The sequence below is a fragment of the Streptomyces sp. PSU-S4-23 genome, assembly GCF_055632315.1.
In genome coordinates, this window is the sequence record NZ_JBVMUU010000002.1 from 5,720,741 (window position 1) to 5,741,048 (window position 20,308).

The window sequence follows — 20,308 nt, forward strand, 5'->3', positions numbered from 1 at the left end:
GCCGACGATGGCAGACACGAACCCGCTCGGGCCGGTCATCCGCAACATCACCTTCGACTGCACCGGCGACCCGTACGATCTCGGCCTGTTCTGGAGCCGGTTGCTGGGCCGCCCCCTGGCCGACGACGACAAGCCGGGCGACCCGGAGGCGGTGATCGCCGACCCGGACGGAGGCCCCGCCCTGCTCTTCGTCCGGGTGCCCGAGGGCAAGTCCGCCAAGAACCGCATCCACCTCGACCTCAGGCCCCGCGGCCGCACCCGCGCACAGGAGGTGGAACGCGCCCTGAGCCTCGGCGCCCGCCGACTCGCGGACCACACCAGCCCGGACGGCAGCGGCTGGATCACCCTCGCCGATCCCGAGGGCAACGAGTTCTGCGTGGAGCGCGGGCAGGACGACTGACGCCCCGGCCGACGCCGGCCTGTCCGTGGCGGCGGGAGGCGGAGGTTCGCCGGAGCGTGGCGATCCCGGTGACCGCGGCCAGAGTCGGGCGTACAGCGCGACGGCCCCCATCAAGGCGGATGGAGGGCCGACCGCCGTTCCCCCGGCGCCGCCGGGGGTACCTTCGGAGTTGTCGAGACCCGAAGGATTCTCCTCATGCCCTACGCGGACGACGCAGCGGGCGAGCGAATCGGGCAGCGCATCGCCGAGGCACGTAAGGCGCGCGGCCTGACACTCGCCGCCCGGGCGGGGAACGGCCCAACCGCCCAGGCACATCTGGACGCCGCGGCGGAGGCCGCTCGGCGGCTCGGGTACGACGGCAATCACTACGGGCTGGAGTTCGGCCCGACCAACGTCGCCATGCACCGGCTCGGGGTCGCTGTGGAGATGCACGACGGACCGGAAGTCGTACGACGTACAAAGCGCATCCGCCTGCCCGCGCACGTGGCTCCGGTCCGAGCGGGCCGCTTCTACATGGACGCCGCGCAGGGCTGGCTGGACTACGGCAATCGGGAGAAGGCATTCGCGGCGCTCCAGGCCGCGCGCCGGATCGCACCCGAGCAGACCCGGAACCATCCACAGGTGCGAGAGACCGTCCAGACCCTGATCCGGCTGGAGCGGTACAGCAAAGAGTCCCTGTCGGGGTTCGCCTCATGGATCGGAGTCGCCTGAGGAGTTTTCACAAGCCGTGAAACTCACGGTGCACGTATCCGAGCAGCATGAACACGCGGACCCCGGCGAGGTGGTGAGACCTCCCGGGGCGTGGCCACAGCTGCGAGGAGCTGCGACATGACGAACCACAACCTGGGCGACTCCTTGTGCGTGCAGGGCCCCCTTCTGGTGCGTGCCGCCACTGAGCAGCACAAGGTTGTGGAACGCGCCCTGAACCTCGGTGCCCCCAACGCGTGGACCACACCCGCCCGGAGCAACCAAAAGGCCCGCACCCCGCGAGGGGCACGGGCCTCCGCCCCGGGAACCGGGCGTCCGGGCTCGGGTCAATGGGCCGTGAAAGCCGGGTTCCGGTGGCCGCGGGCTGACGGAACGGGGTGTGTCAGGCCGCGGCCTCGGGGGCCTCGGTGAGACGCGGTGCCGGGACCGTCTCCTGCGTCTCGGGGTAGTGGCAGGCGGTCAGATGGCCCGGCTTGTTGCCCTCCACCTGCACCAGCGGCGGCGTCTGCGACGCACACTTCTCCGTCGCCTTCCAGCAGCGGGTGCGGAAACGGCAGCCGGACGGCGGGTTCAGCGGAGACGGCACGTCGCCGGTGAGCCGGATGCGCTCGCGGGAGGGCGTGTCCTCGACCGTCGCCTCGGGGACCGCCGACAGCAGGGCGCGCGTATAGGGGTGGCGTGGGTTGCCGTAGAGGTCGTCGCGGTCGGCGATCTCCACGATCCTGCCGAGGTACATGACCGCCACGCGCTGGGAGAAGTGCCGCACGATCGCCAGGTCGTGGGCGATGAACAGGAAGGCGATGTCCAGGTCCTTCTGGAGCTTCTGGAGGAGGTTGACCACCTGGGCCTGGATGGAGACGTCGAGGGCGGAGACCGGTTCGTCCGCGACGATCAGCTTCGGCTCCAGGGCCAGGGCGCGGGCGACGCCGATGCGCTGGCGCTGGCCGCCGGAGAACTCGTGCGGGAAGCGGTTGTAGTGCTCCGGGTTGAGGCCCACGATCTCCAGGAGTTCACGGACGCGCTTCTCCGGTCCGCCCGGCGGGTTGATGCCGTTGATCTCCATCGGACCGGAGACGATCTTGCCCACCGTCTGCCGCGGGTTCAGCGAGGCGTAGGGATCCTGGAAGATCATCTGGATCTCGGAGCGGACCGGGGCGAGCTGCTTGCGGGTGGCGTGGGTGATGTCCTGGCCGCGGTAGGAGATCTTCCCGCCCGTGGGCTCCAGCAGGCGGGTGATCAGCCGGCCGGTGGTGGACTTGCCGCAGCCCGACTCGCCCACCAGGCCGAGGCTCTCTCCCTCGGCCACCTGGAAGTCGAGACCGTCGACGGCCTGGACCGCGCCGATCGTGCGGCGGATGGGGAAGCCTCCCTTGACCGGGAAGTGCTTGGTCAGGCCGGAGACGTCCAGGAGGGGGTTGGAGTTGCTCATGGTCGTGACATCCCGTCTCGTGTACGTCAGTGGGACCGGGGCGCGGCGAAGTCGGAGAAGAGATCGCGACGTTGGGCGGCCGAGAGGTGGCAGGCCGCCCCCCGGCCGTCCGCGAGCGTCAGCACGGGTGCTTCCGTGGAGCACAGCCCGCCGGCGACCTTCTCGGTGAAGGCGCACCGTGGGTGGAAGCGGCAGCCGGACGGCGGGTTCAGCAGCGACGGCGGTGAGCCGGGGATCGGGGTCAGCGGCACGTCGACCGGGCCTTCCAGGCTCGGCATCGAGCTGAGCAGGCCCCAGGTGTAGGGGTGCTGCGGCGTGCTCAGCACCTCCTTCTTGGTGCCCCGCTCCACGCATCGGCCGCCGTACATGACCAGGACGTCGTCCGCGATGTCCGCGATGACGCCGAGGTCGTGGGTGATGAAGATGATGGCCGTGCCGAACTCCTGCTGGAGGTCCTTGAGGAGGTCCATGATCTGCGCCTGGACGGTCACGTCGAGGGCCGTGGTCGGCTCGTCGGCGATCAGCAGCTCGGGGTCGCAGACCAGCGCCATCGCGATCATCGCGCGCTGGCGCATACCGCCGGAGAACTGGTGCGGGTAGTCGTCCACGCGCAGGTCGGGCTGGGGAATGCCGACACGCTTCAGCATCTCGATCGCGCGCTCGCGGGCCTCCTTCTTGGACACCCCGGTGTGCTTGCGGTACGTCTCACCGATCTGCTTGCCGATCGTGTGGTACGGCGAGAGCGAGGCGAGCGCGTCCTGGAAGATCATGGACATCTTGTTGCCGCGCAGCCGCTCCAGCTCCCGCTCGGACGCGGTCAGCAACTCCCGGCCGTCGAGCAGGATCTCGCCGTCGATGGTGGTGCGGGCGGGGTCGTGGAGGCCCAGGATCGTCAGGTTGGTGACGGACTTTCCGGAGCCGGACTCGCCCACGATGCCGAGCGTCTTGCCCTTCGCCAGGTCGAAGGAGAGCCCGTCGACGGCCTTGACGACGCCGTCTTCGGTGGAGAAGTGGACCTTCAGATCCCTGACGGACAGGAAGGGCTGCTGATCGGTGCTCGTCACGGGGACGCTCCTGAGGGTGATGCGGGGGTCGGGTTCGGCGGAGGGTCAGGCGAGCCGGATCCGCGGGTCGATGAGGGCGTAGACGGCATCGACGACGATGTTGAGGAACACGATGGCTCCGGCGGACAGCACGGTCACGCCGAGCAGCATGGGCAGGTCGCTCTTGTCCACGGACTGCACCGCGAGTCGGCCGACACCCTGCAGGCTGAAGGTGTACTCCGTGATGATCGCGCCGCCGATGAGCGTGCCCAGGTCGATGCCGAAGACCGTGACGATCGGGCCCATCGCACCGCGCCAGGCGAACCGGAAGAACACCGAGCGCCGGGACAGGCCCTTGGCACGGGCCGTGCGCACGTAGTCCTCGCTGAGCTGCTCCACCAGCTGGGAGCGGGCCATGCGGGTGTAGTTGGCGGTGAAGATGATGGCGAGGACCAGCCAGGGCAGCAGCAGGCCGGACGCCCAGGCGACCGGGTCGTCGGTGAGGGGCGTGTACGAGGGCTGGTCGAGCAGGTCCAGCTTCGCGACCAGGAAGTACATCGCGACGTAGCCGACGAAGTAGATCTGCAGCGAGGAGCCGAGGAGCGAGGCCGAACTGGCGAGCTTGTCCTGCCACTTGCCCTGCTTGACCGCGGCGAGCATGCCCGTGCCGACACCGAAGACGAGGAAGACGACGGCCGAGCCGAAGGCCAGCGACAGGGTCAGGGGGAGCCGGTCCAGGATCGTGCCGAGGACCGGCTCGCGGTTGGCGAAGGAGTAGCCGAGGCAGGGGGCGTCGCAGTGTCCGAAGCCGGCGTAGTCCCGCCCGACGAAGACGCCCTTGACCCAGTCCCAGTACTGGACCGGGATCGGGTGGTCGATGCCCAGGTTGTGCCGGACCCGCGCGAGCATGTCGGGCGTGCAGTTCTTGCCGCAGGACATCATGGCGGGGTCACGCGGGATGGCGTAGAAGAGCCAGAAGGTGACGGCGCTGATGATCAGCAGGATGACCAGCGCGCCGGTGACTCGGCGGACAAGGAAGCGGAACATGGGGCGTGACTTTCCGGACGGGGCGCCGTCGCCGGGATGGTGAGGGGGGTGGGCCGGTGGGGCGGCCACACGGATGGCCGCCCCGAGTGTCGTGCGCGCTTACTTCATGGCGTAGAGCTTGCAGAGCGCGACGCAGGTGTTGCCCGCGTCGTACACGACGTTGCCGACCTTGGACCCGTACATCCAGTTGCGGATGGAGTGGTAGTCCGGCACCACCGGGGCGAGTTCCATGATCTGGCGGTCGATGGCGCCCCAGGCCTTGTTGGCCGCCTCGGTGTCCGCGATCTTGGAGGCCGCCTCGATGGCCTTGTTCACGCTCGTGTCGTTCAACTGGGCGTAGTTGCTGCGGCCGTCGCCGATGTTGTGGCCGTCCCAGCACGGGTAGAAGACCGAGTAACCGTTCGGCCAGTCCGGGCTCCAGCCGGCGGCGAACACGTCGTAGTCGTTGTCGATCTTGCCGATCTGGGTGTAGAAGGTCGACTTGTCGACCTGCTTGTTGACGACCTGGAAGCCGGCGGCCTCCAGGGCGTTCTTGATGGCCACGGCCTGCTTCACCGCGTTGTCCGACTGCTGGTAGGCGATGACCAGCTTCTGGCCGACCTTGCCGGCCTCCTTCAGCAGGGCCTTGGCCTTGGCGGGGTCGCCACCCGGCTTCTTGTCGGTGCCGTACAGGTCGAACTTCTGGTAGCCGGGGGTCACCGGGCTCAGGATGGTGGTGGCCAGCTCACTGGTGGCCCTGCCGCCGCGGATGGTCTGCAGCTGCTGGTGCGGCCAGGCGTAGTTGATGGCCTGGCGGACCTTGACGTCCTTGATGCGGGTCGTGTTGATCGGCCAGTAGTAGGTGACCGTGTCGACCTCGGTGAGGACGCGCTTCTTGAGCGTGGCGTTGGTGAGGACCTGGGCGATCCGCTCGGCGGCGACCTCGTTGAAGATCGACATCGCGTACTGGTCGTTGCCCTTGTCCGCGACGTAGCGGTCGGTGGAGGCGATCGGCTCGAAGCCGAACTGGAAGACGTACTTGTCCGGGTAGTCGTTGCGGATCGAGTCCGTCTTCGGGTCCCAGTGCTCGTTGCGCACGTACGTCATCGACTTGCCGATCTGACGGCTCTCGATCTTGTAAGGGCCGCAGGAGAACGGGCGCTTGTCGTACTTCTCCTTGGTGTCGTGCTTCTTCGACACCAGGCCGTAACCGCGCATGGCGAGCGTGTAGTTGAAGTCGCCGCGGGCCTCGGTGAGCCGGAAGGTGATGGTCTTGCCGCTGATCTCGATGGAGTCGAGGCTCTTGCCGTCGTAGGGGCCCTGGTACTTGTCGCCGCCCACCAGCCACTGCTGTACGTAGCGCGGGCCCTCGGTGATGAAGGAGGCGAACAGGCGCTCGAAGGTGTGGCGGACGTCGTCCATGGAGACGTCCGAGCCGTCCTCCCACTTCAGGCCGTCCTTGAGGGTGAACGACCAGGTCTTGCCGCCGTCCTTCATGGTGCCGGCGTCGGTGGCGGCGTCGCCGACCAGCGTGCAGCCGCCCTTCTCGTCGATCTTGTAGCCGGTGAGGCCGCGCAGGATCGGGACGGTGATGGCGCCCTCGGTCGAGACGTAGATCTGGGCCGGGTCCATGTGGTCCATGTCGAACTGGTCCAGCGAGTAGATCGTCCCGCCCCTGACCGCACCCTTGACCTCCGGCGCCGGACCGGTCGAGTCGGCCTTGGTGCCCACCGGGATCTCCATGGTCTTGGAGCCGGTCACCGAGGGGGCCTTGTCCTGCGAGGAACCGCCGCCACCGCTGCTGCTGCAGGCGGACAGCAGGGGCGTTGAGGCCGCGGCCACACCGGTGGCGATGAGGAAGTTTCTGCGGGAAAAGGACATGGTGAGCCTGCCTAAGGTGGTCATCGGGACGGATGGGGCCGGCCGGACGTCGTTGAACCCGGCCGGGGTGGGAACGGGCGAGCGCTCGGGGCTACCGCTTGGACTTCGGGTCGAGTGCGTCGCGCACCGAGTCGCCCAGCAGGTTGAAGGCGAGGACGAAGATCACCATCGAGAGGCCCGGGAAGAGCATGAAGGTGAGGTCCTCGGTGTAGAACTGGGCACCACGCTGGATCATGACGCCCCAGTCGGGCGTCGGATCGATGATGCCGACGCCGAGGAAGGCGAGACCCGCCTCCGCGGTCACGAAGGCCGGGAGCATCAGCGTGGACTGGATGATGATCGGGGTCCACAGGTTGGGCAGCAGTTCCCTGAACACGATGCGCATCGGCGACGCGCCCGTGACCTTGGCCGCCTCGACGAACTCCCGCTCGCGCAGGCCGAGTACCTGGCCGCGCAGGAGGCGGGCGATGGAGGCCCAGCCGAAGGCGGAGAGGACCAGGATCAGGGCGGTGGCGCGCAGCCAGGTCGGGATGTCGTCGTCGGGAGCGACGAACAGCCCGTACACGACCGGCATGAAGGCGATGAAGAACAGCGTCGAAGGGAACGACAGCAGGATGTCGATGACCCGGCCGACGAGGTAGTCGGTCCTGCCGCCGAGATAGCCCGCGGTGATGCCGATGACGACGCCGAGCAGTGTGGTGAGCAGGGCGGCGGCCGTGGCGATGCCCAGCGAGGTGCGGATGCCGTAGAGCAGGAACGTGAAGACGTCCCGGCCGAGTTGGGGCTCGATGCCGAACCAGAACTCGGAGCTCATGCCGCCGTTGGGGCCCGTGGGGTACGCGAACGCGTTGAGCAGCTCCGGCCGCTGGCTGGCGTACGTCGTGTACGGGTCCTTGCCGTACAGCTTGGCTATCAGAGGAGCGGTGATCGCGATCAAGAAGAAGAAGATCACGACGTAGGCTGATATGACGCCCGTGCGGTCGCGCTTGAAGCGGCTCCAGGCGAGCCGTCCCGGTGAGCGGCTCTCGCTGCCCTTCGGGGTCGTGGAAGCGGTCGACTTCCCGACGCTCTCGTCGGTCACCTCGAGCGGTGCAGCCGCTGATGGAGTTGGGGGGGTCATGGTGCTCCAGGCCCTGGTGGGGTCAAGGGCTCCGCAGGGAGCTCCCTACGGGCTACGCCGGACTTTTTCAACGCAATTCGTTCACGGTCAATAAATTCTCGGCCGACTTGGCGGCGTCTTTGCGTTTTTTGCTTCCTCTTGATCGTTTTGTAGCTACACGGGTAGCGCGTTGTGATCAATCCGTGTCCTGCGGCGGGCCAACGGGGTGAATCGGTCGATGAGTTCGATATGCGGATGGAAGGATATCGACATGCGCACATCGGGGGCGTTCGGCTGAACGGTTCGGCATCGACGGGCGGCGATCCGTTGCGCGGTCCGGCCGCGGTCCGGGGTGGTGGCGGGGTGCTCGGTGTGCCTGCCATCCGAATGACGCACCCCTCCCGTGGTGCGTATGAATGGGCGTTATGTCGGCCGAGCGCCGATATTGGCCGGTAGCAGACAGCGACAGTGCCCGGCGCCGGAGGCCGGCGCACCCGGAGGAGGCACCGCATGCGTGGAGCCAGGCACGCCAGGTGGGCGGCGGCCGCCGCGGCGGCCGCCCTCGCGATGGCCGCCTGCGGCGGGGGCGCGGACGCCGGCGGCGCCCCCGGAGTGCTCAGCTCCTCCTGGGGCGACCCGCAGAACCCGCTGGAACCGGCCAACACCAACGAGGTCCAGGGCGGCAAGGTCCTCGACATGGTCTTCCGCGGGCTGAAGCGGTACAACCCCAGGACCGGGGCCGCCGAGGACATGCTCGCGGAGAGGATCGAGACCTCGGACTCACGGACCTTCACCATCACCGTGAAGGACGGCTGGACGTTCAGCGACGGGGAGCCCGTCACCGCCGCGTCCTTCGTCGACGCCTGGAACTACGGCGCCAGTCTGCGCAACAACCAGAAGAACGCGTACTTCTTCGGCTACATCGAGGGGTACGACAAGATCCACCCGGAGACCGGCACCCAGACCGCCGACACCCTCTCCGGACTCAGGGTGACCGGGCCCCGCACCTTCACCGTCCGGCTGGGCCAGCGGTTCTCGGCGTTCCCGGACACCCTCGGCTACGCGGCCTTCGCCCCGCTGCCCAGGGCGTTCTTCGACCACCACGCGGCCTGGCTGAAGAGGCCCGTCGGCAACGGCCCGTACCTCATCCGCTCGTACACCAGGGGCTTCATGATGTCCCTCAGGAAGTGGGACGGGTACCCGGGCGAGGACAAGGCGCGCAACAACGGGGTGGACCTGAAGGTCTACACCGACAGCAACACCGCCTACACCGATCTGCTGGCCGGCAACCTCGACCTCGCCGACGACGTGCCCGCCGCGCAGCTCAGGAACGTCAGGGCCGACCTCGGAGACCGGTACATCAACACCCCGGCCGGCATCATCCAGACCCTCGCCTTCCCCTTCTACGACCCGAGGTGGAACAGGCCGGGCACGGAGAAGGTCCGCACGGGACTGTCCATGGCGATCGACCGGGACCAGATCACCCGCACGATCTTCCACGGCACCCGCACCCCGGCCACCGACTGGACCTCCCCGGTGCTCGGCACGACGGGCGGCTTCAAGGACGGGCTGTGCGGCGACGCGTGCAGGTACGACCCGGGCCGGGCCAGAAAGCTGGTCCGGGAGGGCGGCGGGCTGCCCGGCGGACAGGTCAGGATCACCTACAACGCGGACACCGGCTCGCACCGGGAGTGGGTGGACGCCCTCTGCAACTCGATCAACAACGCGCTGGGCGACGACAGGGCCTGCGTCGGCAACCCGGTCGGCACCTTCGCCGACTTCCGCGGTCAGATCGGGAGGCACCGGATGCAGGGGCCGTTCAGGGCCGGATGGCAGATGGACTACCCGCTCATCCAGAACTTCCTGCAGCCGCTCTACTACACGGGCGCCTCCTCCAACGACGGCAAGTGGTCCGACAAGGACTTCGACAGGCTCATCGACCAGGCCAACGCCCAGACCGACCAGGCCGCGTCGGTGCGGCTGTTCCAGCGGGCCGAGGAGGTCGTACGCGACAAGATGGCCGCCATCCCGCTCTGGTACCAGAACGGCAGCGCCGGCTACTCCGCACGCCTCTCCCACGTGGCGCTCAACCCGTTCAGCGTCCCCGTCTACAACGAGATCAGGGTCGGCTGAGCCACCGGCCGCCCCCCGACCCCCGGAGGCCCCATGGGACGGTACGTCGTCCGGCGCCTGCTGCAGATGATCCCGGTCTTCGTCGGCGCCACCCTGCTGATCTTCCTGATGGTGAACGTGATGGGCGACCCCGTCGCCGGCCTGTGCGGCGAGCGGCAGTGCGACCCCGCCACGGCGGCCCAGCTGCGCCGGGAGTTCGGCCTCGACCAGCCCGTGTGGCGGCAGTACCTGACCTACATGGGCAGCGTCTTCACCGGCGACTTCGGCACCGCCTTCAACGGGCAGGAGGTCACCGAGCTGATGGCGACGGCCTTCCCGGTCACCATCCGGCTGACCGTCGTCGCCGTGCTCTTCGAACTCGTCGCCGGGATCGCGCTCGGGGTGCTCACCGGTCTGCGCCGCGGGCGGCCCGTCGACACCTCGGTCCTGCTGCTGACCCTCGTCGTCATCTCGGTGCCCACCTTCGTCACCGGTCTGCTGCTCCAACTGCTGCTCGGCGTCCAATGGGGCTGGATCCGGCCGTCGGTCCCCCCTCAGGCCGCCTTCGACGAACTGATCGTGCCCGGACTCGTCCTCGCGTCCGTCTCCCTCGCCTACGTCACCCGGCTGACCCGGACCTCCATCGCCGAGAACCGGCGGGCCGACTACGTCCGCACGGCCGTCGCCAAGGGGCTGCCGCGCCGCCGCGTGATCACCCGGCATCTGCTGCGCAACTCGCTGATCCCCGTGGTGACCTTCATCGGCACCGACATCGGCGCCCTCATGGGGGGCGCGATCGTCACCGAGCGCATCTTCAACATCCACGGGGTCGGCTACCAGCTCTACCAGGGGATCCTCCGGCAGAACACACAGACGGTCGTCGGCTTCGTGACCGTGCTCGTCCTCGTCTTCCTGGTCGCCAACCTGCTCGTCGACCTCCTGTACGCCGTACTCGACCCGAGGATCCGCTATGCGTGAGCAGCCGTACGAGCCCGAAGGGGCCATCGCCGGGACCGGCATGGGCGCAGGGATGGACCTCGCCGCGAGCGAGGCGACCACCCTGGAACGGAGGCCGTCCGCCGGACCGGGCGGACCCCGGCCCGAGGGGCGGCGGGGGGCGCCGGAGCGCGCCGGAGCCCGGTCCCTGTGGTCCGACGCCTGGCACGACCTGCGCCGCAACCCCGTCTTCATCGGCTCCGGGCTCGTGATCCTCTTCCTCGTCGTCATCTCCCTGTGGCCGTCCCTCATCGCCTCCGGCAACCCCCTCGACTGCCGCCTCTCCAAGGCCCAGGAGGGCTCGGCGCCCGGCCATCCGTTCGGGTACGACGGCCAGGGCTGCGACGTCTACACGCGCACCGTCTACGGCGCCCGCACCTCCGTGACGGTCGGGGTGTGCGCCACGCTCGGCGTCGCGGTCCTCGGCTCGGTCCTGGGGGGACTCGCCGGGTTCTTCGGCGGGGGGTGGGACTCGGTCCTGTCCCGGGTCACCGACGTCTTCTTCGCGATCCCCGTCGTCCTCGGCGGTCTGGTGCTCCTCTCCGTGGTGACCAGCAACACGGTCTGGCCCGTCATCGGGTTCATGGTGCTGCTCGGCTGGCCGCAGATCTCCCGCATCGCCCGCGGCTCGGTCATCACCGTGAAACAGAACGACTACGTGCAGGCCGCCCGCGCGCTCGGCGCCTCCCACTCCCGCATCCTGCTGCGGCACATCGCGCCCAACGCCGTCGCGCCGGTGATCGTGGTGGCGACCATCGCGCTCGGCACCTACATCGCCCTGGAGGCGACCCTGTCGTATCTCGGCGTCGGACTGAAACCGCCGAGCGTGTCCTGGGGGATCGACATCTCCGCCGCCTCCCCCTACATCCGCAACGCCCCGCACGCGCTGCTGTGGCCCTCCGGCGCCCTCGCGGTCACCGTGCTCGCGTTCATCATGCTCGGCGACGCGCTGCGCGACGCCCTCGACCCGAGGCTGAGGTGACGGCCGTGCTGCTGGAAGTGCGTGATCTGCACGTGGAGTTCCGGACCAGGGACGGGATCGCCAGGGCCGTCGGCGGGGTCGGCTACGCCGTGGACGCGGGCGAGACCCTCGCCGTGCTCGGCGAGTCCGGCTGCGGCAAGTCCGTCACCGCACAGGCCGTCATGGGCATCCTCGACACGCCGCCCGGCAGGATCACCCGCGGTGAGGTCCTCTTCCAGGGGCGGGACCTGCTCACCCTCAAGGAGGAGGAGCGGCGCAGGATCCGCGGCGCCCGGATGGCCATGATCTTCCAGGACGCGCTGTCCGCGCTCAACCCCGTGCTCACCGTGGGCGACCAGCTCGGAGAGATGTTCGTCGTGCACCGGGGGATGTCGAGGAAGGACGCGCGCGCCAGGGCCGTGGACCTCATGGACCGGGTCCGCATCCCGGCCGCCGCGCAGCGCGTACGGGACTATCCGCACCAGTTCTCCGGCGGCATGCGCCAGCGCATCATGATCGCGATGGCGCTCGCCCTGGAGCCCGCGCTGATCATCGCCGACGAACCCACCACCGCCCTCGACGTCACCGTCCAGGCGCAGGTCATGGACCTGCTCGCGGAGCTGCGGCGCGAGTACCGCATGGGCCTCGTCCTCATCACCCACGACCTGGGCGTCGTCGCGGACGTCGCCGACCGGATCGCCGTCATGTACGCGGGCCGGATCGTCGAGTCCGCCCCCGTGCACGACATCTACAAGGCGCCCGCCCACCCCTACACCCGGGGCCTGCTCGACTCCATCCCGCGCCTCGACCGCAAGGGCCGCCGGCTGACCGCCATCAAGGGCCAGCCGCCGAACCTCGTCGCCGTCCCGCCCGGCTGCGCCTTCCACCCCCGCTGCCCCCTCGCCCGGGACGTGTGCCGGACCGATGTGCCGCCGCCGTACGAGGTCTCCGAGGGCCGGGTGAGCGCCTGCCACTTCTGGAGGGAGTGCCTGCATGGCCGGGACTGAGCCGATTCTGGAGGTCGGCGGGCTGGTCAAGCACTACCCGCTCACCCGGGGCGTCCTCTTCAGGAAGCAGATCGGCGCGGTCAGGGCGGTCGACGGCGTCGACCTCGCCCTCGGCCGGGGCGAGACCCTCGGGATCGTCGGCGAGTCCGGCTGCGGCAAGTCCACCCTCGCCCGGCTGCTGGTCAACCTGGAGTCGCCGACGGCCGGTTCGATCAGGTACAAGGGCGAGGACATCACCGGTCTGTCCGGGCGCGCGCTCAAAACGGTGCGGCGCAACATCCAGATGGTGTTCCAGGACCCGTACACCTCCCTCAACCCCCGCATGACCGTGGGCGACATCGTCGGGGAGCCCTACGAGATCCACCCCGAGGCGGCGCCCAAGGGGGACCGGCGGCGGAGGGTGCGGGAACTGCTCGACGTGGTCGGGCTCGACCCGGACTACGTGGGCCGCTATCCGCACCAGTTCTCCGGCGGCCAGCGCCAGCGCATCGGCATCGCCCGGGGACTGGCACTGCGCCCGGAGATCATCGTCGCCGACGAGCCGGTCTCCGCGCTCGACGTGTCCGTGCAGGCCCAGGTGATCAACCTGATGGCACGGCTGCAGGACGAGTTCGGCCTGTCGTACGTCTTCATCGCGCACGACCTGTCGATCGTGCGGCACATCTCCGACCGGGTCGCGGTGATGTACCTCGGACGGATCGTGGAGAGGGGCAGGGACGCGGAGATCTACGACCATCCGACGCACCCCTACACCCAGGCGCTGCTGTCCGCGGTGCCCGTGCCCGACCCGGAGGCGCGGCGGCGCCGGGAGCGGATCCTGCTCAGCGGCGACGTGCCCTCCCCGACGGACATCCCCTCCGGCTGCCGCTTCCGCACACGCTGCTGGAAGGCCCGGGAGCGGTGCGCCCTGGAGGTGCCGGCGCTCGCGGTGCCCGAGGAGTTCCGCTTCGCGACGGGGCCGGCCGCGCACGACTCGGCGTGCCACTTCGCGGAGGAGAAGAGGCCGGTGCCGCCGCGGGATCCGGGGCGGGAGCCGTCGGAGGAGCCCGCGTAACCGCACAAAGCCGTACGAAGTGCGTTAACGCGCAGGCAACTTGACCGACGCGGTTCCGATATACGGACGCAGCACAGTGAACAGCGTACGGCCGTGCGGGTGCCGTAAACGGGCCGGGGTGCCGCCATGTCACCCCGGCCCGTTCTTTGCGGCTGAACCGGCGCCGCTCTCTCGGCTCAGCCCAGGCCGAGAGCGCGCCGCAGGAAGTCCCGCTGGAGCAGCAGCAGGTTCTCGGCGACCGTTTCCTGCGGGGTCATATGGGTGACCCCGGACAGCGGCAGCACCTCGTGCGGGCGGCCCGCGGCCAGCAGGGCGGAGGACAGGCGCAGGGAGTGGGCCACCACCACGTTGTCGTCCGCGAGACCGTGGATGATCATCATGGGCCGGGCCGGCTCCGCGGCGTCCACCAGGCCCGCGTCGTCGATCAGGGAGTTGCGGCGGTAAACCTCGGGCTGCCGGTCCGGGTGCCCCAGGTAGCGCTCCTGGTAGTGGGTGTCGTACAGCCGCAGGTCCGTCACCGGGGCGCCGACCACGGCGGCGTGGAACACGTCCGGGCGGCGCAGTACCGCGAGCGCCGCCAGATAGCCGCCGAAGGACCAGCCGCGGATCGCGACCCGGGTCAGATCGAGCGGGAAGTCGCCCGCCAGCGCGTGCAGCGCGTCGACCTGGTCCTGGAGCACCACCGCCGCCAGGTCGTCCTTCACCGCCTTCTCCCAGGCGGGGGAGCGGCCCGGCGTGCCCCGTCCGTCCGCGACGACCACCGCGAAGCCCTGGTCGGCGAACCACTGCGAGGTCAGCATCGGATTGTGGGCGGCCACCACGCGCTGCGCGTGCGGGCCGCCATAGGGGTCCAGGAGGACGGGCAGGGAGGTGTCACCGGAGTAGTCCGTAGGCATAAGCACGGCGCATGGAATTCGGCGTGCGCCCCCCTGGGTGAGCGTGACGCGCGGGGACAGACCGGGATGTTCCGCGTAGGACGCCACGGTTGCCGCCGGCTTGCCGTTGTGCAGCACCTGCACCTGGGCGCCCGCGCGGTCCGGTACCGAGGACACCAGCACGGTCACGCCCCCGGCCCGCACCGCCGAGTGCACACCCGGACCCTGCGACACGCGCTCCACGCCGAGTTCGTTGACACGGTACACATGGGCCTCGCCGATCTCCGGATCGGCGGCCGCCTCGCCCGCCGACGCCGAGACCAGCACGTCGTCGGCGGACACGTCCAGCACCGCCCGTACGTGCAACTGCGGTCCCGTCAGCGGCCGTTCGCCCACCGTCAGGACGCGTGCACCGCCCTCGTCGGCGATCCGCACCAGCTGTCCGGAGGGGCTCCAGCACGGCACCCCGGGGAAAAGTTCAAGCCAATGTGGATCTTCATCGGCGTGCACCATCCGGGTCGCCCCGGTGTCCGGGTCCACGGCCAGGTAGAGCAGGCTGCGCTGGTCGCGCGCCTGCACCAGGATCAGCGGCGCACCCGCCGCTGACCAGTGCACACGCGCCAGGTACGGGTAGCCCGCACGGTCCCAGACGACCTCCGTGCGCACCCCGTCGAGGCCCAGCACGAACAGGCGCACCTCCGCGTTGTCGGTGCCCGCCGCCGGATAGGCGACCGGCTGCGGCCGGCGGTCCGGATGCGCCGGGTCGGAGATCCACCACCGGCGCACCGGCGCGTCGTCCACGCGCGCGACGAGCAGCCGGTCGGAGTCCGGAGACCACCAGAAGCCCCGCGAACGGTCCATCTCCTCGGCCGCGATGAACTCGGCCGATCCGTAGGAGACCGACTCCGACTCCGGCTCCGCGAGCGCGCGGTCGCCCTCGCCCTCGGCGCCGGTCACGCGCAGCGCGCCCCGGGTGACGTACGCGATGTGCCGCCCGTCGGGGGCCGGGCGGGGGTCGACCACCGGTCCGGGCACGGGCAGTTCCCGTGTCGTGCCCGCCCGCAGCTCCGCCGTGAAAAGCCGCCCTGACAAGGCGAAAGAGGCCAACTCCACCGCGTTGTCGGTGGCGTAGCCGACGATGCCGGCGCCGCCCTCGCGGCTGCGTTCCCGGCGGGCGCGCTCCTCGGGCGGCAACTGCTCGGCGGCGCCCCCCAGGAGCGTTTCCGGATCGGCCCCCGGGCGCTCGGTGCCGTCCGCCATGTCGAGGACCCACAACCGGTGCGCCCGGTCCGTTCCGGACGCGGACCGCAGGAACACGACACGGGAACCATCGGGCGCGACGGTGAACGCACGCGGCGCGCCGAGCGTGAACCGCTGGGTCCGCGCGTGCCGTCGGGGGAAGGAAGCAGACTCGGTCGTCATGCCTTGACCATATTGGCCATGCGCCCCCTTGTGCGGCCGTGCGCCGATCGATGCGCGCGTACGGATAGTTATGATCACTAGCGCATCGTGGGTATGAACCCGCTGGCATCTGCGTGGACTCGTCCGCCTGGACATGTCCGCACGGATTCGTTACCCCCATAGTCCGACCCCCGCGCTCCTGTGGATCTCTGGAGGTGAGCCGCCGTGGCACTCTCGATTTCGGTGGTGGTGCTGCTGGCAATCATCGTCTTCCTCCTGGTGAAGAAGTCAGGACTGAAGACGGGGCATGCCGTCGTGTGCATGCTGCTCGGGTTCTACCTCGCCTCCTCGACCGTCGCCCCGACGATCAGTGAGCTGACGACCAACATCGCGGGGATGATCGGGAGCATCAAGTTCTGACCCCGGCCCGGTAGGGCGTGCGGCGCCGCTCGCCTCGTAGGGTGGACGCCATGAGGGACCTACCCGACCGGCGTCTGCTCCTGGTGCACGCGCACCCGGACGACGAGTCGATCAACAATGGCGCGACCATGGCCAAGTACGCGGCCGAGGGCGCCCGGGTGACGCTGGTGACCTGCACCCTCGGCGAGGAGGGCGAGGTCATCCCGCCCGCGCTCGGGCATCTCGCGCCCGGCCGCAGCGACGCCCTGGGCCCGCACCGCGCCGGCGAACTGGCCGCCGCGATGCGCGAACTCGGCGTCACCGACCACCGCTTCCTGGGCGGCCCGGGTCGCTACCGCGACTCCGGGATGATGGGCACCCCGCAGAACCACCGCCCCGGCGCCTTCTGGTCCGCCGTACCCGACGAGGCGGCCGCTCACCTCGTGGCGGTCGTCCGGGAGGTCCGCCCCCAGGTCCTGGTCACCTACGACCCGGACGGCGGCTACGGCCACCCGGACCACATCCAGGCCCATCGCGTCGCCGTGCGCGCCGCCGAGCTGGCCGCCGACCCCGGCTTCCGGCCGGATCTCGGGTCGCCCTGGGAGATCGCCAAGATCTACTGGAACCGGGTGCCGCGCCCGGTCGCGCAGGCCGCGTTCGCCCGGCTCGGCGAGGCGCTCGACAAGACCCCCTTCGCCAAGGCCGCGGCCATCGAGGACATCCCCGGCGTGGTCGACGAGGCGGTCGTCACCACGGAGATCGACGGCACGGCGTTCGCTGCCGCGAAGGCCGCCGCGATGCGGGCGCACGCCACGCAGATCGAGGTCGCCGAGCCGTGGTTCGCCCTCTCCAACGCCTTGGCGCAGCCCCTGTTCACCACGGAGTACTACCAACTGGTGCGCGGCGGGCGAGCCGAGGCCGGCGTTTCCCCGGCCGGAGCCCGGGCAGGCGCCGAGGACCGGGAGACGGACCTGTTCCAGGGAGTGGCCCCATGAGCTCGACGGGCAGACAGCAGAACGCGCTCGCACAGCCGCTGAGCGCCCCCTCGGGCGGGCGGATCGCCGTGTACCTGGGCCTCTTCCTGCTGGGCGCGGTGGTCGGCGCGGCGGGCGGCCTGGTCCAGTCCGGCTGGTTCCCCGGCGGACTGCTGCTCGCGCTCGCCGGCGCGGCCGGACTCTTCGTCGGCGGCGCACTGACCACCGGGGTACGGGCCGGGGCCCTCGCGCCCGCCGCCGGGTGGATGATCGCCGTGATCCTGCTCACCGCCAGCCGCCCGGAGGGGGACTTCCTGTTCGGCGCGGGTCTCGGCTCGTACCTCTTCCTGCTCGGCGGCATGGGCGTCGCTGTGATCTGCGCCACTCTTGCCCCGGGGTGGAAACCCCGGGACTCGGGCGCCCGACTTGGCAAGTGACGTACCACTTCGTCTCCGGGGCGCGGGATGTCCGCCCGCGAAACACGGCGCGTGCGTGGGGGTCCCGTGCGGGTTTCCCCGGCGGACGCGGTCTACGGGCCGCGAGCGGCCAGTATGGTGGTGCGCGCCGCCGAGCCTCCCCCAAGTTCTCGGCTTCGTTCGAGCGGGGGGAATTCCCACCTGTTGAGGTCGAAACAGGCGGTGGAGCCAACTGGGAGAACCTGCCTTGAGTCGTGAAACTGACAGTTCGTCCGCCGGGCCCAACGGGCGGGGCGGAGCCGCTTACCCGTCGGGGACGCCGCCGTACGGGACCCCCATGGCTTCCGAGAGCGGCCTCGACGCGAGCCGCGCGGCCGCGCAGCCGGAGGAGCGCAAGACCGAGACCACGCTGACGACCCGGATCCGGATCAACATCCCCGGCTCGCGGCCCATTCCGCCGGTCGTCGTGCGCAAGCCCGTCGCGGAGGCCGACACCGCGGACGACACGGGCGGCGACGTACAGCTCCAGGCCACCGGCCCGGTGAGCGCGCTCAGCGCCCTGGACACCTCCGCCGAGCCCGCGGCGCCGGCCGGGGAGAAGACCAGCGACTGGTTCGCACCCCGCAAGCCCTCGTCCGGCAAGGGACAGCCGGGCGGCGGGCCGGCCAACGGCGCCGGAGCGGCCGGGGCTTCGGGCATACAAGGCGCCAACGGAGCATCAGGCGCGCCCGGCGGCCCCGGCCCGGGCGATTTCCGCCCCGGTGCTCCGGGCGCGAACGGCACGGGTGGTGCGCGCCCCGGCGCTTCCGGTACGCCGGGCGCCCTGGGCGCCCGGCCCGGAGGCGGCCCGGGCGGCGGCGCAGGCCCGCTCGGCGCGGGCCCCGGCGGTACGAACGGCCAGGGGCTTCCGAGCGCCACCGGCGCGGGACCCGTCGCTCCCGGCCACGGCGGCGGCACCGGCTCCTTCGACGTCTCCGACGCGGTGGCGGCCAGCACCGCCTCGTTCCCGGCCATCGGCGCCGACGACACCGAGCCCCGCCGCGACGAGCTCCCCTATTTCGCCGAGGCGGGCCAGGGCGGCCCGTCCGGACCCACCGCGGGCCCCGTCACCGGCACGAGCCCCGGCGGGCCGGGTCTCCTGCCACCAGGCGCCCAGGGCGCGCCCGGCGCGGGCCGGCTCGGCGCCGGCGCACCGGGATCCGCCGCGGCCCAGGGCCGGCCCGGCGGCGGGCTCAGCGACGACACCGCGATCCTCACCCCGCAGAAGCCCGCCCCCGAGCCGGGTGGCCCGGGCTTCGGCACCCCCGGCGACAACGTCTCCGGGCACACCGTCACCAGCGGTATCCCCGTCGTTCCGCCCGGCGCCCAGATCGGGCCCTTCACGGGCTCCCACCCCGGCGGCCCGGTGCCGCACACCCCCCCGAAGCTGCCCGACCCGCCCAGGACCCAGAACTCCGCCGGCGCGCGGCCGGCCCAGAAGAAGGGCCGCAGCAAACTGGTGCTCCTGGCCGGCGGCGTCTTCGCCGTCGCGGGCATCGCCTACGGCGCCGGGCTGCTGATGAACCACTCCGACGTGCCCAAGGGCACCACCGTCCTCGGCGTCGACATCGGCGGCGGCACCCGCGACGAGGCGATCCAGAAGCTCGACGCCGCGCTCGGGGCCCGCACCGACAAGCCGCTGCAGCTGTCGGTCGACGGCAAGCAGGTCTCCCTGCGGCCCGACCAGGCGGGTCTCCAGCTCGACAGCAAGGCCACCGTCGCCGCCGCCGCGAAGAGCGACTACAACCCGGTGTCGGTGATCGGCTCCCTGTTCGGGCAGGAGCGCGTCGTCGAGCCCGTGATGCCCGTCGACGAGGAGAAGCTGCAGGCCGCCCTGGAGCGCGCCGCGGGCGGCTCCGGCTCCATGACCGAGGGCACGATCAGGTTCGAGTCCGGCAAGGCGGTCGCCGTGTACGGCAAGGCGGGCAAGGGCATCGACGTGGCGGCCTCGGCCACGGCCGTCGAGCAGGCGTACCGCACCCAGGTGGAGACCGACAACGGCACGCCCGTGAAGGTGCCCACGACCACCCGGCAGCCGGCTGTCTCCAACGACGAGGTCGACCGGATGATGAAGGCGTTCGCACAGCCGGCGATGTCGGCCCCGGTGACCGTGCGGACGGACGCGGCGCACTCCGTGCTGATGAGTCCGCAGAAGTCGCTGTGGAAGTTCCTCAGGGTGACGGCTGTCAACGGCAAGCTGGTCGACAAGCCCGACCTGGCCGCCCTGAAGGGGCTCTACGGTCAGACGTTCGACGGTGTGCTCATCGCCCGGGCCAACGGGAAGAAGACGCCCGTGACACCCGAGGACGTCTACGGCGCCCTGCGCCAGGCGCTGATGAGCACGACCAACCGGGTCGCCGTCATTGACACGAACCCGAGCTGAGCACCGGCGCCGCCCCCGGGGGGCGCCCACCGGGCGCCCCCGCAGCCGTGTCACCCGATCCGCATGACATCTGTCATCCCGCAGCCGGGATGCCCGGCACTGCCG

The 20,308-nt window shown here is 70.6% G+C and carries 17 protein-coding genes; 11 read left to right on the plus strand and 6 right to left on the minus strand.

All coding sequences use genetic code 11. The annotated features are described in order from the left end of the window. The first annotated feature begins 7 nt into the window (after positions 1–7). Both ACZ79I_RS26250 and ACZ79I_RS26255 read left to right on the plus strand, forming a co-directional pair. Positions 8–400 (plus strand): VOC family protein, encoded by a 393-nt coding sequence (locus tag ACZ79I_RS26250; protein ID WP_471499986.1) that lies wholly within the window; start codon positions 8–10, stop codon positions 398–400. Positions 401–595: 195 nt separating this feature from the next. Next, positions 596–1,111, plus strand: coding sequence for a hypothetical protein (locus ACZ79I_RS26255; protein WP_471499988.1), 516 nt, complete (start codon positions 596–598; stop codon positions 1,109–1,111). Between the two features lie 379 nt (positions 1,112–1,490). Here the strand turns inward: ACZ79I_RS26255 and ACZ79I_RS26260 are convergent, their stop codons facing one another. From ACZ79I_RS26260 to ACZ79I_RS26280, 5 genes are all read right to left on the minus strand, one after another. Next, the gene (locus ACZ79I_RS26260; RefSeq protein ID WP_471499990.1) at positions 1,491–2,537 is read right to left on the minus strand and encodes an ABC transporter ATP-binding protein; all 1,047 of its coding nucleotides are present in this window, start codon (positions 2,535–2,537) and stop codon (positions 1,491–1,493) included. A gap of 26 nt (positions 2,538–2,563) precedes the next feature. Continuing rightward, positions 2,564–3,601, minus strand: a complete 1,038-nt coding sequence (locus tag ACZ79I_RS26265) for an ABC transporter ATP-binding protein (protein WP_471499992.1) — start codon at positions 3,599–3,601, stop codon at positions 2,564–2,566. Between the two features lie 45 nt (positions 3,602–3,646). Then, a complete protein-coding gene (locus ACZ79I_RS26270) occupies positions 3,647–4,627 on the minus strand; it encodes an ABC transporter permease (RefSeq protein WP_471499994.1) in 981 nt (326 codons plus the stop codon). 99 nt (positions 4,628–4,726) lie between these two features. Further along, complete coding sequence (locus ACZ79I_RS26275; RefSeq protein WP_471499996.1) at positions 4,727–6,487, minus strand: ABC transporter substrate-binding protein; 1,761 nt, start codon at positions 6,485–6,487, stop codon at positions 4,727–4,729. Between the two features lie 91 nt (positions 6,488–6,578). Continuing rightward, positions 6,579–7,568, minus strand: coding sequence for an ABC transporter permease (locus ACZ79I_RS26280; RefSeq protein ID WP_471499998.1), 990 nt, complete (start codon positions 7,566–7,568; stop codon positions 6,579–6,581). A 528-nt stretch (positions 7,569–8,096) separates the two neighbouring features. Between ACZ79I_RS26280 and ACZ79I_RS26285 the strand changes: the two genes are divergently transcribed. From ACZ79I_RS26285 to ACZ79I_RS26305, 5 genes are read left to right on the plus strand one after another with little or no spacing between them, the layout of a single operon-like run. Next, complete coding sequence (locus tag ACZ79I_RS26285) at positions 8,097–9,719, plus strand: peptide ABC transporter substrate-binding protein (RefSeq protein ID WP_471500000.1); 1,623 nt, start codon at positions 8,097–8,099, stop codon at positions 9,717–9,719. A gap of 33 nt (positions 9,720–9,752) precedes the next feature. Continuing rightward, entirely contained in the window at positions 9,753–10,676 is a 924-nt protein-coding gene (locus ACZ79I_RS26290) for an ABC transporter permease (protein ID WP_471500002.1), read from the plus strand. Next, on the plus strand, positions 10,669–11,676 hold the full coding sequence (locus ACZ79I_RS26295) for an ABC transporter permease (RefSeq protein WP_471500004.1): 1,008 nt from the start codon (positions 10,669–10,671) through the stop codon (positions 11,674–11,676). Before ACZ79I_RS26290 ends, ACZ79I_RS26295 begins: the two co-directional genes overlap by 8 nt. A gap of 5 nt (positions 11,677–11,681) precedes the next feature. Further along, positions 11,682–12,662: an ABC transporter ATP-binding protein gene (locus ACZ79I_RS26300; protein ID WP_471500006.1), complete on the plus strand. Its 981-nt coding sequence runs from the start codon at positions 11,682–11,684 to the stop codon at positions 12,660–12,662. Next, positions 12,649–13,716, plus strand: a complete 1,068-nt coding sequence (locus ACZ79I_RS26305; protein ID WP_471500008.1) for an ABC transporter ATP-binding protein — start codon at positions 12,649–12,651, stop codon at positions 13,714–13,716. Before ACZ79I_RS26300 ends, ACZ79I_RS26305 begins: the two co-directional genes overlap by 14 nt. Positions 13,717–13,892: 176 nt before the next feature. Here the strand turns inward: ACZ79I_RS26305 and ACZ79I_RS26310 are convergent, their stop codons facing one another. Then, on the minus strand, positions 13,893–16,013 hold the full coding sequence (locus tag ACZ79I_RS26310; RefSeq protein WP_471500010.1) for a S9 family peptidase: 2,121 nt from the start codon (positions 16,011–16,013) through the stop codon (positions 13,893–13,895). A 204-nt stretch (positions 16,014–16,217) separates the two neighbouring features. Here ACZ79I_RS26310 and ACZ79I_RS26315 point away from each other — a divergent pair, with 204 nt between their 5' ends. From ACZ79I_RS26315 to ACZ79I_RS26330, 4 genes are all read left to right on the plus strand, one after another. Continuing rightward, positions 16,218–16,412 (plus strand): hypothetical protein, encoded by a 195-nt coding sequence (locus ACZ79I_RS26315; RefSeq protein ID WP_471500012.1) that lies wholly within the window; start codon positions 16,218–16,220, stop codon positions 16,410–16,412. Between the two features lie 50 nt (positions 16,413–16,462). Further along, positions 16,463–17,386 (plus strand): N-acetyl-1-D-myo-inositol-2-amino-2-deoxy-alpha-D-glucopyranoside deacetylase, encoded by a 924-nt coding sequence (mshB, locus tag ACZ79I_RS26320; protein ID WP_471500014.1) that lies wholly within the window; start codon positions 16,463–16,465, stop codon positions 17,384–17,386. Further along, positions 17,383–17,802, plus strand: a complete 420-nt coding sequence (locus ACZ79I_RS26325) for a DUF6113 family protein (RefSeq protein ID WP_471500016.1) — start codon at positions 17,383–17,385, stop codon at positions 17,800–17,802. Before mshB ends, ACZ79I_RS26325 begins: the two co-directional genes overlap by 4 nt. 226 nt (positions 17,803–18,028) lie before the next feature. Continuing rightward, positions 18,029–20,203: a hypothetical protein gene (locus ACZ79I_RS26330; protein WP_471500018.1), complete on the plus strand. Its 2,175-nt coding sequence runs from the start codon at positions 18,029–18,031 to the stop codon at positions 20,201–20,203. Positions 20,204–20,308 lie beyond the last annotated feature (105 nt).